The following is a 15,084-nucleotide window of genomic DNA, read 5'->3' on the forward strand; positions in this document are numbered from 1 at the left end:
ACTCTCCGTGCGGTCGGCCGGCGCCTGATCACTCGGCCGGGGCGGGCATCGAGAAGATGCCGAAGTGGTGGCCCGTGTTGTTACGGAGCCGGGCAAAGCTGATCCCGGCGGCGTCAGTGACCGGTTCCATGGCAACCGCGGCGCCGAGCACCTTGGCCTTCTCGATGGTGGCCGCGATGTCCTCGACGAGGACGTAGAAGATCGCATAGTCGTCGAAGCGGTCGGCGTGGTCGAAGATCCCGCCGACCGGGCCGGGTGCGCCGGGGGTGATCGCGGCGTGGTAGTCGACGCCCGGCAGGTCGGTGTTGAGCTTGAACTGCCATCCGAAGAGTTCGCCGAAGAAGGTCTTCACCTCGTCGGGCTGGTTGCTGCCGATTTCGAACCAGGCGACGGAACCTGCGGTCGGAACGCTCATGGTGTTCTACTCCCACTGCCCTCTTGCGGGGCCTCGAAGATCAAGAATCCGTGCGGGTCCGCACGATTCGGGTGATGCGAACAGTCTGCGATATAGTTTCCAAGGAATCAACTTACGTGGAATGAACCTTAGGGTGGGTGGCGATGTGGATCGGATGACGACCGGGAGCGCCGCCCCGGCGGACGACGTGCCGTTGTCGATTCAGGTGCGAGGTGCTCGGGTGCATAACCTGCGCAACGTCGACGTCGATGTGCCACTGCGGCAGCTGGTGGCGATCGCGGGGGTGTCGGGCTCGGGGAAGTCGTCGCTGGCGCTCGGAGTGTTGTACGCGGAGGGGTCGCGCCGCTACATCGAGGCGCTGTCCACCTACACCCGCCGGCGGATGTCGCACGCGGCGCGGGCCGCGGTCGATTCGGTACGTCACGTTCCGGCGGCGCTGGCGCTGCGACAGCGGCCCGGTGTCGCCGGCGTGCGGTCGACGTTCGGCACCTCGACCGAACTGCTGAACGTACTGCGGGTGATGTTCTCCCGACTCGGCTCCCATCTGTGCCCGAACGGGCACCGGCAGTCGCCGACGATCGACGTAGCCGCGAACCTCGACCTGACCTGCCCGGTCTGCGGAGCGGTGTTCTACCCGCCGGGAGCGGAATCGCTGGCCTTCAACTCCGACGGCGCCTGCCCGACCTGCTCCGGCACCGGCACGGTCCGCGAAGTCGACGACGCCGCCCTGGTCCCGGACGTGGGCAAGACGATCGCCGACGGCGCCGTGGCCCCCTGGTCGATGTTCGGGCTCACCGTGATGCCGCAGGTGGTGGCCGAGTTCGGCGTCCGTACCGACGTGCCGTTCCGGGACCTCACCGACACCGAACGCGACATCGTGTTTCACGGGCCGGAGGAGAAGCGGCAGATCACGGTCCCGTCGAAGAACGGCAAGCTGTTCGAGCTGAACTTCACCTACCGCAACGCCCGGCTGGCCGTCCAGGAAGCCCTGCACAATGCGACCAGCGAGAAGGGCCTGGCCCGGGTGAACAGGTTCGTCTCGGCCCAGACCTGCACCAGTTGCCACGGCACCCGGCTCAGCGAACAAGCCCGCAGCACCCGGGTCGCCGGGATCGACCTCGCCCAAGCCACCGCGAAGTCGCTGGACGAGGTCATCGCCTGGGCCCCGACCGTGGCCGCCGGGCTGCCGACCGAGATGCAGCCGATGGCCCGCCAGATCATCGACCAGCTCCTGGCCATGGCGTACCGGCTCCACCAACTCGGCCTCGGCTACCTGACTCTGGACCGGGCCAGCTCGACCCTGTCGACCGGCGAGCGGCAGCGTACCCAACTGGCCCGAGCGGTACGGAACGAGACGACCGGCGTGCTGTACGTCCTCGACGAACCGTCCATCGGGCTGCACCCGGCCAACGTCGACGGCCTGGTCGGCGTCATGCGCGACCTGCTGCGCGACGGGAACTCGATCGTTCTGGTCGATCACGACGTGCAGGTCCTCCGAGAGGCCGATTGGCTGATCGAGATCGGGCCCGGCTCCGGCACCGAAGGCGGGACGATCCTCACCGACGGCACCGTCGACACGGTGTCCACTCACCCCGACTCGCTGATCGGTGACTTCCTCTCCCGCAACGCTGACACGATCGTGCGGGACCGGGCCGACGCGGCGTCGATGTTCGTCCACGGCACGATCGGCCTCGCCACCCGTCCGATCCACACCGTCGGTGCCCTCGACGTCGCCCTGCCGAAGGGCCGGCTGATCGCGGTCACCGGCATGTCGGGCTCGGGCAAGACCACGATGGTCCTGGACAGCCTCGTCCCCGCCCTGCGGGCGGCGAACGGCGACGGCCCGGCGCCGGCGCATGTGGTGGCGGTGACCGCGCCTGGCGTGGACCGCGTTCAGGTCGTCGACGCGACCCCGATCGGGACCAACGTGCGCTCGACGGTCGCCACCTACAGCGGCGTACTGGACGACCTCCGCAAGGCCTACGCCGCGACTGAAGGAGCGATCGATCGGGGTCTCGCCGCGGCGGATTTCTCTTACAACACAGGATCGCTGCGCTGCCCACGCTGCGAGGGCACCGGGCAGATCGTGCTCGACGTACAGTTCCTGCCCGACGTCGACATCCCCTGCCCCGATTGCGACGGGTCCCGCTATGCCCCGGCAGCCCACGACATCCAGCGCCCGGCCGCCGACGGCCACACCGTGTCATTGCCCGACCTGCTCGGGCGGACCGTCCGCGAGGCCGTCGATGCCGTCGCCGACCTCCCGCGGGCCCTGAAGATGCTGAAAATCCTGGTCGAACTCGGTCTCGGCTACCTGACCCTGCGCGAGGACACCCCGGCACTGTCCGGCGGCGAAGCACAACGACTCAAACTCGCCTCCGAGCTCGGCCGCGTCCAATCGAACGCCATGTTCGTCTTCGACGAACCCAGCGTCGGTCTGCACCCCCTCGACACCCGCATCCTGCTCGATGTCCTGGAAAGACTCCGCGCCAAGGGCGCGACGGTGATCGTCATCGAGCACGACCTCGACCTGATCGCGAATGCCGATTGGATCGTCGACCTCGGCCCCGGCGGTGGAACAGCCGGCGGACGTATCGTCGCCGCCGGAACCCCCGAGCAGCTCTCCGCCGCCGAACACAGCCTCACCGGCCGATACCTCGCCCGCACGCTTCCGGCACCGCCGGCAGACGACACACCGGTCCGCGACCGAGGCGACACGCCATGACCGACGGGCAGCTGGTCAACGACGTGGCACAAGCCCATGGCGTTCGGCCCATTCGGCTGCGGACTTGAGAGGGTCGGCCTACTATCGGTTCAACGGCACTACGAGAAAGGGGCACTGGGATGCGCTGCGCAGCGTTCGGTCTCGTCCTCCCAACCCTCTCTTCGCTAGGTGCCTCCGTTGGACTGCCATCCCTCGCAGCTGCTCAATCTGGGCGTCGTCGCCCACGTCGACGCTGGTAAGACCACTCTCACCGAGCGTCTGCTCTACGCCGCCGGCGCTTCCGATCGCGTCGGCCGTGTCGACCACGGCGACACGGTCACCGACAACGACGAACTGGAACGCGAGCGCGGCATCACCATCCGCACAGCGGTCGCGGCGCTCACCCTCGGCGACCTGCAGGTCAACCTGATCGATACGCCCGGCCATACCGATTTCGTCGCTGAGGTGGAGCGGGCCATGGCTGTGCTGGACGGCGTCATCCTGGTCGTCTCCGCAGTCGAAGGCGTCCAGGCTCACACCCGGATGTTGATCAAGGTCCTCCTGCGCCTCGGGCTTCCCTTCCTGATCTTCATCAACAAGATCGATCGCGTCGGCGCCCGCGACCACGACCTGATCACCGAGCTGAACCGGCTGCTTCCGGTTCCGACGCTGCCGTTGGCTGCCGCGACGGCGCTGGGCACGCCGGCAGCTTCAGCGCGATCACTGCTGGACGACGCGCCGGCCCAGGTCGCCGAGCAGTTGGCCGGTTTCGACGACCAGCTGCTGGGCGAATTCGTGGCCAACCGCTGGCCGCCCACGACACAGCTGCTGATCGACCGACTCCGCTCCATGGTCCTGCAGTGCGCGGTGCACCCGGTCTTCCTGGGCTCTGCCCTCGCCGGTTCTGGCGTCGCCCCGCTGATCGCCGCGTTGCCGCTGCTGGCGCCGGATCGCCATTCGACCGGCTCGGCGCATGGCGAGGTGTTCAAGGTCGTCACCACCCCGCGCGGCCGCCTCGGGTACGTCCGGATCGACTCAGGCCAGTTGGGCCGGCGCACGCGCATCGACCGCTTCCGACGTACGGCGGAGGGAACGATCGAACAGGATCGGCAGTTGATCACCGACGTGTCCCGATTCCACCGGGGTGGTGAGACCTCCAACGAGCCGGCCGGGCCGGGAGACATCGCCGTGATCAGTGGCATCCGCGACCTCCGCATCGGTGATCAACTCGGCGCCTGGCAGCCGAACGCAGCCGCGTCGGGCTTCCGCCGCCCGGGGCTGGAGGCGGTCGTGACAGCCCGGAACGCAGCGGACGGCATCGCGCTGCGGGAAGCACTGCGAATCCTCACCGACGAGGACCCGCTGATCAATGCGCGCTTCGATGACCATGATCAACGATTGACCGTGAGCCTGTACGGCGAGGTCCAGCGACAGGTGATCGCCGAACGACTACGGCGCGAGTACGGCATCGCGGTGGCCTTCAGCACACCGACACCGGCCTATCTGGAGCAGGTGATCGGAACGGGCACGGCCGATCATCCGTTCGCTGCCTTCGGATTCGCCGCCCGGGTTGGGCTTCGTGTCGAACCTGCCCCTGCCGACGCACCGCTGCGTTGCGACCGGGAAGTGGAACACGGCGCGCTGCCCAGGGCGTTCTTCACGGCGATCACCGAGACCGTCAGCACCGCACTCCGCCAGGGCGTGTACGGCTGGCCGGTGATCGGCTGTCGAGTGGTGATCACTGCCACCGACTACGACTCGGTCGGCAGCACCGGCGGCGACTTCCGCAACCTGGTTCCGGTGATCCTCGCCGAAGCGCTCAGCAAGGCCGGCACCCGGGTCTGCGAGCCGTACAGCAGCATCGAAGTGGACGTGCCCTTGGACGCGGCCGGTCCCGTCCTGGCTCTCCTTGGCCGGCTTCGAGCCGCCCAGCAGCAACCACGGTTCGGCTCGGAGCCTTCGCCCGCCTCAGGACCCGATGCGGTAGGGACGATCGAGGCCGTGCTGCCGACCGGCAACACCGCAGAGCTGGAGACCCGATTGGACGCACTGACCGCCGGTCGCGGCGTGGTCGCTGCGCAGCCGGCCGGCCACCGCCCGATGGGCCGGCCGTGGCCCCGCCGCGCTCGTACCGACGACAACCCGTACCAGCCGGCGGAATACCTGCGCCATCTCAGCCTTCGCTAGCTTGAGCCCTCGACGACGAGGGCGGCGAGCAGTTTGTCGAGACTGCTCTTTGCCGCCGCCGATACATAGGGCCCGACCGCGACGAGAGATGCGATCAACGCGGCGGCCTCACCCGGCGTCAGGACGATGGGAGGCAGAGCTGTTCGAGCATCGATGCTGTACCCGCCGCCCGGTCCGTGCCGAACATCGATCGGGACTCCCGCGGCGCAGAGTCGGGCGAGGTCACGGGCGACGGTGCGGACCGACGTGCCGGTCCGCTGCGCAAGTCTGGCTGCGCTCAAATAGCGCGGTGCGGAACTCCGCAGTTCTTCGATCAAGGCATGCTGACGTTCGACCAACACGACCGCCTCATGCAGCCGTACGGTCCCGGAACTGGGCGACCTCGTTGCCAATGACTCACGCTCCCGCCGCCGATGGCTGCCAGCACATTGTCAGTGACTCGAACTTACTGTGCCGAGATGGGAATTGATCAGGAGCGGCTGGATCGTGCGTTCGGGATTGTGGCGAACGCTGTTCACGAGGGCGAGATGCAGACGGCAGTGCTTGCGGTCGCCACCGGGTCCGAGGTGGTTCGGTGTCAAGCCTTCGGCGCAACTGTTGTGCCCGGCGCCGGGGTTGAGAGCATCTACATGTTGGCCTCGATCAGCAAGGCCATCACCGCGACGGCCGTGATGACGCTCGTCGACGACGGCCTGATCGCGTTGTCGGCGCCGGTGGCACGCTACGTCCCGGAATTCGGTGCCGGAGGCAAGGACGCCGTGACGGTCTGGCATCTGTTGACCCACACCTCCGGACTGGTCGACGAGGGCATCCCGTGGGAGTCCTGGCGCCGGGACCGGGTCACCGCAGCCCAGATCGTGCAGTCGGTCTGCGCAACGCGCCTGGAGCATCCTCCCGGATCTCGGTTCCACTACTACACGGGCGGATTCTTTGTGCTGGCCGAGGCGATCACTCGCCTCACCGGCATGGACTATCCCGACTACTTTCGGCAGCGCGTGTTTGATCCGGCCGGTATGGCCGACATCAGCTTCAATCCGTGGCAGGAAGGCAAGGGGCAGCGAGTCATTCCGCCGGTTGGGCTGACCGATGACGGCACTGCCACGTCAGCCGAGGTCATCCGCTACTTCGCGACGCTGAACTGGCCCGGCGTCGCCCTGTTCGCCACCGCGCCGGACCTGGTCAATCTCGGCCAGACTCTGCTGCTGGACCGGACCGCCGGCCGCAGCAAGATCCTCTCGCCCGCTGCGATGGAGCTGATGAGTCGCGAGCAAACCCGAGGGATCGCCAAGACCGAGGGCGACCTGGTGACGCCGGTCCGCTACGGCCTGACGTGGCGCAAGGGCAGCATCGACGGGCGCTACACCCTGCCCGGCTCAGCCGACGTCATCGAGCACGACGGCGCCACCGGAACCTGGCTGTGGATCGACCCGGCCTGGGACCTGGTCTTCGTACTCCTGACGAACCAGAACTGGGCCGTGATGGACCGCATCCAGGCGAAGGCACTCGCCACCGTCTACTCCGCGTGGCCCCACTCCGGACCCCGCTCGAATCGCCACGCCCGATGATCATGGTCGGCGTGCCCGCCGAACGCCACCTCAAGGTTCTGAGGATTCACCCCCACGGTCGTCCGAGAGTGCAGAAACGGCCGTTCCTGACCCTCGGCGATGTGCGGGGCCAGGGGTTATCCACCCATCACGTTTGCCGCATTGCCGACCAATCGGCGGGACCCCGACACTTGTGGACCTACGACCGATTGGCAGGCCGGTGCGGTCCGCACCTCCATGCCAACAAGGGAACTCGGCCAGTCCGGGTCCAAGGAAGGGAAATGATGCGGGGCATCAGTAGGACCATCGTGAGCATCGGAGCAGCGGCAGCGATTGTTGTCGCTACGGCGACCACCGCTGGCGCAGCAGCAGACACGCCCGACAACGAGTGGGTCTATGGCGGTTGGTGGGCGTCGGTGATGTGGAACGACTATGAGAATCGGGATCACGGCAATGACCTCGACAACGTTTGGATCGAGGACGAGTGGGGAGACGGTTACTCGGCCAAGCTCTACGTGTACCGGAACGGCAAACTCGTCGATACAGCCCACGCCTACAACGGCGACGAAGCCTCAGCCAATGATCTCGGCAACGTCCCCAACGGCGGAGAGGTCTACTGGAAGAGCTGCCTGTGGAACAACGGTAAGCCGGTGCTGAACGACCACGGTCGCCCGGAGTGCCGCAGCGGATCGTTCTACGAGTGACACGGCGCGCGTCAGCGCAGTTCCGGAGCTAGAGCCGCCGTCGGCCTAGTGTCGTGCGTCCCTAGTTCCTTGACAGGTGGCGGCGTCCAGGTGCGTGCATCGCCAGGCCGACGAGGAAGACATATCGGGTCATATATCGACTGAGGAGAACGCCGCGAGGTGCGTGCCTGGGCGTCGCCAACTGTTAAGGAACTAGGGACGCACGACACTAGCGCTGGCCAGACTCGTCGAGTTCTGCGATGAGCTTCTTCGGTGCGACGACGCGGTAGCTTCTTCGACCCAGTCGCAGAGCTGGCCCAACGTGCGGTACCTCGAGTTCGCCGACCTGGCTGCGCAGTTCTTCCTCAGTGTCCTTTGACCGCACGACCGATTCGCTGCGTTGGGATGGGCGCAGGGTCGTTGGGCCCGTGCAGAAACGGCCGTTCCGACCGGGATCTCGGTAAGCTCGGAAACCTCCAGAAACCCAAGCGCAGCAGGAATGCGCGATCTACGATGACGACCTCTAGTGTCGTGCGTCCCTAGTTCCTTAACAGTTGGCGACGCCCAGGCACGCACCTCGCGGCGTTCTCCTCAGTCGATATATGACCCGATATGTCTTCCTCGTCGGCCTGGCGATGCACGCACCTGGACGCCGCCACCTGTCAAGGAACTAGGGACGCACGACACTAGATCACACGGTTTGTGATCTCACACCTTCGTATCAGTCATCGGCGCTGGCCCCGCGGGCTGCGGGGAAAGAACCGACGATGACTCCCACCTCAAGGCGACGCCGCGCGCTCGCTTCGATCGCGATCGCCACGACCGTCTTTGACCGGCCTTGTCGCCAGTCCCGCACACGCCGATCCGAACGTCTGCACGATCCGGACCATCACCGAAGATCAACTCTCGGACGTCCCCTCGACCTGCGATCTGACCGGCTGGAATGTCACAACGACTGCCGGTGCCACCGTGACCGTTCTCAAGCAGGGCACCTTCGTTGTCCTCAATGCCAGTCGCGACGACGGCAAAGGAGGAGCCCGCCATCGCGGTACTCCACTCCGAAGCCGGCGGCGTCGCACTCAGCCGCGGCAGCGTCGTTTCGGCGGACAACTCGCGCACGGCCCGATCCGAGCTGGAAGCTGAGCATGAGCGCAGCAAACAGCGGAGCGGTTCGCCGGGCACGCTAGCCGTCAGCAAATGCAACGCCGCGGCACCGTATGTCCTCAAGAGCAAATGGTCGGCTACTTGCGTGTCTTAGCGCGGCCATGTAGGCCCGTCAGTGCACGCTCGCCGGGGGTTTGGAATCGTTCCGGACGGTCTTGTCGAGGATGTGCAGAAACGGCCGTTATTGGACGTGGCACTTGGTGCTCAGTGGCGGACCCGGTATCGAAGGTGGGTGGCCTGCGGGGTGTCGATCACCCGGACGATCTCCAACTCGACCGGCGCCGACAACACGTCGAACAGCCGAACACCGCCACCGAGTAGCACCGGCACCTGATGCAGTTGGATCTCATCAAGGACGCCGGCTTCGAGGGCCTGCCGGACGGTCTCGGCGCCACCGTGGAACATGACATCACGATCGCCCGCGGCGGCTTTCGCGGTGGCCATCGCGTTCTCCATCCCGTCGGACAGGAAGGTGATCGCCGGGTACTTCTCGGCCACCTCCGAAGTGGGCCCGCTGCGGCTGAGGACGAAGGTCGGAACGCCGTGATGCCGACCGCCCCAATAGCCGGCCTGCTCGGCGGTCCGGCGGCCCGACAGCACGGCACCGGTCTGGAAATACTCCGCGTTCATCTGGCCCGCGACGCCTGAGGTTTCGTGGGACCCTTCCGCGTTCAGACCCCAATCGTGCAAGGGAAAGTAGTCGCCGCCCGGGTTGTCCGGGCCATCGTTGTGTCCGGCGACGTAGCCATCGACCGACACCGACATGAACAGGACTGATGAAGACATTGCACGACTCCTCAAATCGCTTGACGCCGGACCCTGCTGGCCGCGGGCCCCTTCTTGTCCCACGAACTACAGACTCAGACCCGGTCATGCGGTGAAACTCATCGCCCTACGGAGGGCTTGCCTGGGCCTGCCGGCGGAGGGACCCACTAAGGGCCGATTTTGAACCGCTCGGCCTCCGGGTTGATAAGCACCGACCGCTCTGGACGAGCAGCGGGCACCATGGCGCTGCTGCACTGCTGTCGCCGAACACGGCCACACTCGTTCCGCCGATCAGCGGCTGTGGTCCGGCCCGGCCAGGCCGAACTCGATCGCCAGCGGCAGCACCGCCGACCCAGTATCGAACTCGGCCAGATAGTCGACCGCTTGCCGCGGCGGCAGCGCCAGCACCCCGACCATCTGCTCGCCGTCCGCGGGATTGTCCAGTGGGCCGACGAGTTCGACGTCCGCGGCGACGTAGAGGAAGTACGACACCGGATGCGGCAGGTATGGCGCCTGGTTCGCCGGCGCGGTCACGTCGTAGGCGCCGAACGGAGTCAACGGCCCAGTGATCACCGCACCGGTCTCCTCGCAGTTCCCGGGCAGCGGTCTGCTCGATGCTCTCCCCGGCTCGGGATCCCGGTGGCGATCGAGACGCCGCGGGCTGCTGGTCACGGCGCTGCGGGCGACCGGGCGGGCGGTGTTCGCGATCAATCCGATGGCGGTGGCCCGTTATCGGGAACGGCACTCGGTGAGTCGGACCAAGTCCGATCATGCCGACGCGATGGCGTTGGCCAACATCTTGCGCACCGATGCCCATGCTCACCGCCGGCTGCCGGCCGACACCGAGCTGGTCCAATCGATCACCGTGCTGGCCCGCGCCCACCAGGATGCGACCTGGCGCCGGACCCGGGCCACCAGCGAACTCCCGTCGCTGCTGCGGGAGTACTACCCGGCGTTCCTGAAGGTGTTCGCCGGAAAGTCGGTCACCAACCTGGCCAAGCCAGAAGCTCGGGCGGTCCTAGCGATCGCGCCGACCCCGGCCGCCGCGGCGCGCGTCTCGAAGGCCCGGATCGCGGCTGCGCTGCGCCGGGCCGGCCGGCAACGCGGCATCGACGAGCTCGCCGCCCGGCTCCAGCAGGCGCTGCGGCAGCCGGCACTGCGTCAGCTGGAGCTGGTCGAGGAGGCGTTCGGCCGGCAGGCCCTGGCGCTGCTGGCGACGCCGAACGTCGAATGCGCGAACGTCGAGCAGCTCGGTGAGGCCACGATGGCGGCGTTCGCCCAGCATCCCGACCACGCCATCATCACCAGCTTCCCCGGCCTCGGCGACATCACCGGCGCCCGGATCCTGGCCGAGATGGGCGACGACCGGACCCGGTTCGCCGACGCCCGCGCGGTCAAGGCCAACGCCGGCTCCGCCCCTGTCACCCGCGCCTCCGGCCGCTCGATCTCGATCAGTCACCGGCGAATCAAGAACGACCGGTTCGCCGCCGCCGGCTGGCTCTGGGCGTTCTCAGCGATCGCCAACAACGACGACGCCATGACCCACTACCGACGGCGCCGCGACCATGGCGATCGTCACTCCTCAGCGCTGCGCCACTTGTTCAACCGGATGCTCGGCCAGCTCTGGCACTGCCTGCAAACCGGTCCGCTCTACGACCCGGCACGCGCCTTCGCGCGTGAGGTTCAGCAGCGCCCAGCCCCTGTCGCGGCCTAGACCGGTCACTGCACGGTTGAGGCCCAGCCGAGTTTGATCATGGCCTGGCGGGTGATCGCGTAGTCGTCGGCAACGGAGGCCAGCAGGCCGTTCGGGTTGGCGTTCTGCCAGCCGGTGGCGGCTTCGAGGGAGGCGAAGAAGTTGCCGAGGTTGCAGATCTCGGCGCGGACGTCAGCCACGGGCTGATCGGGCCGGATCTTCGACACCACAGCCGTGGGCGGATCAACCGAGATCACCCGGTCCAGGCCTAGCTCGACCCGGATGGGTTGGCCGGTGGCCGGACACTCGGACTCGGCGACGCCGGGCCGGCCAAGGATGGCGGGAAACTCGAACGTGTCGGTGGCGCAGAACGCATAGACGGTGCGACCGCCGGCGATGGTGAACCGGTGCGAGGTGGGCCGCAGGGTCAGCCCGAACCCGACGACCCGGCCGTCGTCGTCGTAATCGACACCGGGATGGCGGGCCAGCTCGGCGACGAGTTGTTCACGGGTCCAGCCGCCGGCGGCCGCGACCTCGTCAAGGGTGGCCGGCCGGTGTCGGCGAGCAGCCGGCCGAGCTGGACGACGAGATCGGGGAGCCCGAACTGGGCCCGGACGAGGTCAACCAGGCGGTCAGCTTCGGCGGTCTGGGTAGTGGTGAGAGTCATGATCCTTCCTCCGGAATCGAGGGTGTGAGGAGTTGGCCGAACAAGTCGGCGCCAAGGAGTTCAGCGGTGGCCTGGTCGACGATGTCGCCCCGCACCTGCGGGTGGGCAGCGCTCCAGGCCTGCGCCGAGGTGCGGTCGGTGAAGAAGTTCAGATCACGGCAGCAGCAGTCCGCCGACGGGCCGTCGCCGGCGGCGGTGCTGAGGAACACGACCGCGTCGGCCGGCTGCCAGCTGGTGCGGCCGCTGCAGGTGGTGATGGTGATCGGGGCACCAGTCGCGGCGTCGACCGACTCGATCACGGTGTCCCGGCCGCCGAGCATGGCCGAGATGCCGAGCGCGTCGACCGCGCACATCGCCGACACCGTCACACCGTCCGGGCCGCCGATCCGGACCCGGTGCCCGGTCGGCGCGGCCGAGAACGGGTAGGCCACCGCGATCCGGCCCTCGGCATCGAGCCGGATCACATCGCGCCGGTGCAGCCCGGCCAGCACCGCCTCGATCCCACGGCCATCGCTCACGAGACCGGACAGCTCAGCCAGCTGCGGCGGCCAGCTCGTCGTGGCGAACGCCGCCAGGATCGCCTGGTGCACGGCCCGCTCGACCGGGTCCAACGACACCCGGCAGGCTTGCCGCCAGCCGGTCAACGCCGCCACCCCGCCAGTTGTGGCGGTGCGGATGATCGCGTCGCGGAGCTGCTCGGCGGTCGGGATCGGCACCAACCGCCCGTGCTCGTCGCGAAACAGACGGCACGCCACCCCACACTCGCACGGCTCCTCGCCAGCGAACGGGTCGACGCCGTCGATCAACAAGGTCGGGGAGCCGGCCATCCCGTGCTCGGCCGCTTCCGCGTCTGACTGCACCAGCCGGGTAGTGACCGGGACGTCGGTGATCTCGGCGAGGCGGTCCAGCAACGGCGGCAGGTTCGGGCAGTCCGGAACATGGAGAACTTCCAGCTTCATCGGCCAGCCTCCTGATCGATCGCTTCCAACAACGCGCACCGCCGATCCGCCCGCGGCAGATCACACGTCGCGACCAGCTCGGCCAGCGAGTCATGCATCCGTTGCAGATCCCGGATCCGGGCCGCCAGGTCGGCCTGGCGCTGCTCGGCCAACGCCCGCGCGGCATCACAGCTGTCCGGACCACCGGCGTCGAGATGCAGCAATTCCTCCACCTCGTCCAACGTGAAGCCCAGATCCTGCGCCCGCTTGATGAACCGCAACAAGCCGACCGCACCGACCGGGTAATCCCGATACCCGCCCGGAGTCCGCGGCGGCTGCTCCAACAGGCCACGCCGCTCGTAATAGCGCAACGTCTCCGTGTTCACACCAGACCGGCCGGCCACCTCACTCGTTCGCATGCACCCATCGTCAACCCCGGACCCGACTACAGAGTCAACCCCCAGCGAGCCGCCGATTTGACGGGTTAGCACCATCGGAGGTCTGCTTGGGGACCGTTGCCTCGCGTACCGCGTTGTAGCGCTAGACGGGGCTCTTGTCCATGTGGTGCGGCTATCGGGTCCGGTGCGGTTTGCTTCAGCGTCAGAAGATCGCTTTGAGCAAGGCAGTTTCGTCAGGACCAGGCTGTGCTCGCCGACGTCGACCAGGCCATGCTCGCCCGACGCCGATGCAACGCTGCCCACTGGAGAGGGCACACCTAACAGGTCGCAGATCACCAACGACGGGATCGGCAGCGCGAAGGCCCGCACCAGGCTCGAACAGTTTCACGCGGCGGACGGTGAACTGTCCGGTCAGCAGTTTTCGGTACCGGGTGTGGTCCGGCGGGTCGTGGCGGGTCATGATCCCCGGCGCTGCCGGCTCCTGCCGCTCCTGTGTCATCGCGGTCTCCACCGGCCAGCGCCGTAGTTCCTGCCGGGAGCTGAAGCGCCGGTCAGCCGACACCGCGCGGGCGGTGGCGTGGCCGGTGACCAGCCAGCCCTCATGGCCGTCCGGGTAGGTCAGCCGGCTGATCGACGGTGCCGCCCGCAGCTCACCCGGCGGATCGAAGTCATTGGGGGCGGCCGTGGGAAGGCCGCTCGGAAATAGCGAACTGGAGGTGGGCATGGAGCGTGACGAGCAGGGTCGCACCATCGATCGGCCTGTCCACAACGTTGCTCGCGGTCCGGCCGGCCACGATCACTGTGGCCCGATCCCATCGGCCAGATTCACTTGTGTGCAAAGGAATACTTCGGTGGGGCGGGCGGGGCTTGAACCCGCGACCGGAGGATTATGAGTCCCCTGCTCTAACCGGCTGAGCTACCGCCCCTGGCGGGACGACTATAGCGGCGGCGGACCGTACCCAGACGGTCAGGAGCGGCGGGCGGCGAGGCTGTCGGCGAGGCGGCCGAGCCACTCGGCGACGCCGTCGGGGCCGCTGACGATCAGGTCGGAGATCTCGGTCAGGGCGTCCTCCTCGTGGGAGGCGGAGCAGACCAGGAGGCCCGGGAAGCCTTCGGCGCGCAGGTTCTGCACCATCCGGAAGGCCGGCAGGTCACCAAGATCATCGCCGGCGAAGATCACTTGGCGGACGCCGGTCTCCTCGATCAGCGAGCGCAGGGCGACGCCCTTGTCCATGCCGGGGGCTCGGATCTCGATCACGTTCTTGCCCGGCTCGATGGCCCAGCGGTGCCGCTCGGCGAGGTCGTTCAGGCGTGGCAGCAGGGTCTCGAACGCGGCGCGCGGATTCGCCAGCTCGCGGGTGTGCACGCCGATCGCCCGGCCCTTGTGTTCCAGCCGCGCGTCACTCAGGTCCAGGCTGGCCAGCAGCTGGTCCACTTCGGCGGTGAGGGCGTCGATCCCGTCGGGCTCCGGCGGGATGCTGAACTCCCCCGTCGCCGCGTCCCACCGCTCCACGCCGTACTGGCCGAGAACGATCATGTTCCGCAGGCCGGGCACCGAGGTGAAACGGCCCAGCCGGACCACGGTCCGGGCCGGGCGGCCGGTGATCACGGCGATCGTCAAACCCAGTCCGCCCAGGCGGCCCAGGGCGGCGATGGCCCGGGGGTCGCCGAAGGCGCGATCGGGGTCGTCGACGATCGGCGCCAAGGTCCCGTCGAAGTCGACGGCGATCATGGTCTTGTCGGGCCACTGCATGATGGCCCGCATCGCGTCGATCCCAGGGTCGGGTACGGCTCCGGCGGCACTCACGCCATCGACTCTGTCAGACCGGGGCAACTCCACACAACGTGCGTCTTGTGGCCGCGGATACCCACCGGATCGAACCTGTTACCGATCTTCGGATATGGTCGAACAGACGCCTTGGGAGG

Annotated in this window: 14 protein-coding genes and 1 tRNA gene; 5 read left to right on the forward strand and 10 right to left on the reverse strand. The window is 67.7% G+C overall.

Going from position 1 to position 15,084, the window contains the following annotated elements:
* Nucleotides 1-28: 28 nt before the first annotated feature.
* Complete coding sequence (locus tag BKA15_RS06900) at nucleotides 29-415, reverse strand: VOC family protein (RefSeq protein WP_179749280.1); 387 nt, start codon at nucleotides 413-415, stop codon at nucleotides 29-31.
* On the opposite strand from BKA15_RS06900, the gene BKA15_RS06905 reads away from it, so the two are divergent.
* The gene (locus BKA15_RS06905) at nucleotides 414-3,140 is read left to right on the forward strand and encodes an excinuclease ABC subunit UvrA (protein ID WP_246322280.1); all 2,727 of its coding nucleotides are present in this window, start codon (nucleotides 414-416) and stop codon (nucleotides 3,138-3,140) included. The two genes, BKA15_RS06900 and BKA15_RS06905, sit on opposite strands and share 2 nt — an antisense overlap.
* Nucleotides 3,141-3,317: 177 nt before the next feature.
* Nucleotides 3,318-5,306: an elongation factor G gene (locus BKA15_RS06910; protein WP_179749282.1), complete on the forward strand. Its 1,989-nt coding sequence runs from the start codon at nucleotides 3,318-3,320 to the stop codon at nucleotides 5,304-5,306.
* Here the strand turns inward: BKA15_RS06910 and BKA15_RS06915 are convergent.
* Nucleotides 5,303-5,647 (reverse strand): helix-turn-helix transcriptional regulator, encoded by a 345-nt coding sequence (locus tag BKA15_RS06915; protein ID WP_218871102.1) that lies wholly within the window; start codon nucleotides 5,645-5,647, stop codon nucleotides 5,303-5,305. The two genes, BKA15_RS06910 and BKA15_RS06915, sit on opposite strands and share 4 nt — an antisense overlap.
* 72 nt (nucleotides 5,648-5,719) lie before the next feature.
* Here BKA15_RS06915 and BKA15_RS06920 point away from each other — a divergent pair, with 72 nt between their 5' ends.
* Both BKA15_RS06920 and BKA15_RS06925 read left to right on the forward strand, forming a co-directional pair.
* Nucleotides 5,720-6,871 (forward strand): serine hydrolase domain-containing protein, encoded by a 1,152-nt coding sequence (locus BKA15_RS06920; RefSeq protein ID WP_179749286.1) that lies wholly within the window; start codon nucleotides 5,720-5,722, stop codon nucleotides 6,869-6,871.
* 260 nt (nucleotides 6,872-7,131) lie between these two features.
* Entirely contained in the window at nucleotides 7,132-7,554 is a 423-nt protein-coding gene (locus BKA15_RS06925) for a hypothetical protein (protein WP_179749288.1), read from the forward strand.
* A gap of 1,347 nt (nucleotides 7,555-8,901) precedes the next feature.
* Here the strand turns inward: BKA15_RS06925 and BKA15_RS06930 are convergent.
* Together BKA15_RS06930 and BKA15_RS06935 are read right to left on the reverse strand one after the other, a co-directional pair.
* Nucleotides 8,902-9,483, reverse strand: a complete 582-nt coding sequence (locus BKA15_RS06930; RefSeq protein WP_179749290.1) for a dihydrofolate reductase family protein — start codon at nucleotides 9,481-9,483, stop codon at nucleotides 8,902-8,904.
* 270 nt (nucleotides 9,484-9,753) lie between these two features.
* On the reverse strand, nucleotides 9,754-10,035 hold the full coding sequence (locus BKA15_RS06935; RefSeq protein ID WP_179747559.1) for a hypothetical protein: 282 nt from the start codon (nucleotides 10,033-10,035) through the stop codon (nucleotides 9,754-9,756).
* Between BKA15_RS06935 and BKA15_RS06940 the strand changes: the two genes are divergently transcribed.
* Nucleotides 10,028-11,176: an IS110 family transposase gene (locus BKA15_RS06940; RefSeq protein WP_218871104.1), complete on the forward strand. Its 1,149-nt coding sequence runs from the start codon at nucleotides 10,028-10,030 to the stop codon at nucleotides 11,174-11,176. The genes BKA15_RS06935 and BKA15_RS06940 overlap by 8 nt on opposite strands.
* 5 nt (nucleotides 11,177-11,181) lie before the next feature.
* On the opposite strand, the gene merB is transcribed toward BKA15_RS06940, so the two are convergent.
* The 6 genes from merB to otsB form a co-directional block, all read right to left on the reverse strand.
* On the reverse strand, nucleotides 11,182-11,643 hold the full coding sequence (merB, locus tag BKA15_RS06945; RefSeq protein ID WP_218871863.1) for an organomercurial lyase: 462 nt from the start codon (nucleotides 11,641-11,643) through the stop codon (nucleotides 11,182-11,184).
* Nucleotides 11,644-11,818: 175 nt separating this feature from the next.
* Nucleotides 11,819-12,781: an alkylmercury lyase family protein gene (locus BKA15_RS06950; protein ID WP_179749292.1), complete on the reverse strand. Its 963-nt coding sequence runs from the start codon at nucleotides 12,779-12,781 to the stop codon at nucleotides 11,819-11,821.
* A complete protein-coding gene (locus tag BKA15_RS06955) occupies nucleotides 12,778-13,179 on the reverse strand; it encodes a MerR family transcriptional regulator (protein ID WP_179749294.1) in 402 nt (133 codons plus the stop codon). Before BKA15_RS06955 ends, BKA15_RS06950 begins: the two co-directional genes overlap by 4 nt.
* A gap of 181 nt (nucleotides 13,180-13,360) precedes the next feature.
* Entirely contained in the window at nucleotides 13,361-13,882 is a 522-nt protein-coding gene (locus BKA15_RS06960; protein WP_179749296.1) for a cytochrome P450 family protein, read from the reverse strand.
* A gap of 128 nt (nucleotides 13,883-14,010) precedes the next feature.
* Nucleotides 14,011-14,084 (reverse strand) — tRNA-Ile (locus BKA15_RS06965).
* A 41-nt stretch (nucleotides 14,085-14,125) separates the two neighbouring features.
* Nucleotides 14,126-14,965, reverse strand: coding sequence for a trehalose-phosphatase (gene otsB / locus BKA15_RS06970; protein WP_218871109.1), 840 nt, complete (start codon nucleotides 14,963-14,965; stop codon nucleotides 14,126-14,128).
* Nucleotides 14,966-15,084 lie beyond the last annotated feature (119 nt).

Origin of the sequence: Microlunatus parietis, from assembly GCF_013407955.1 — a bacterium.
Lineage (GTDB): Bacteria > Actinomycetota > Actinomycetes > Propionibacteriales > Propionibacteriaceae > Microlunatus > Microlunatus parietis.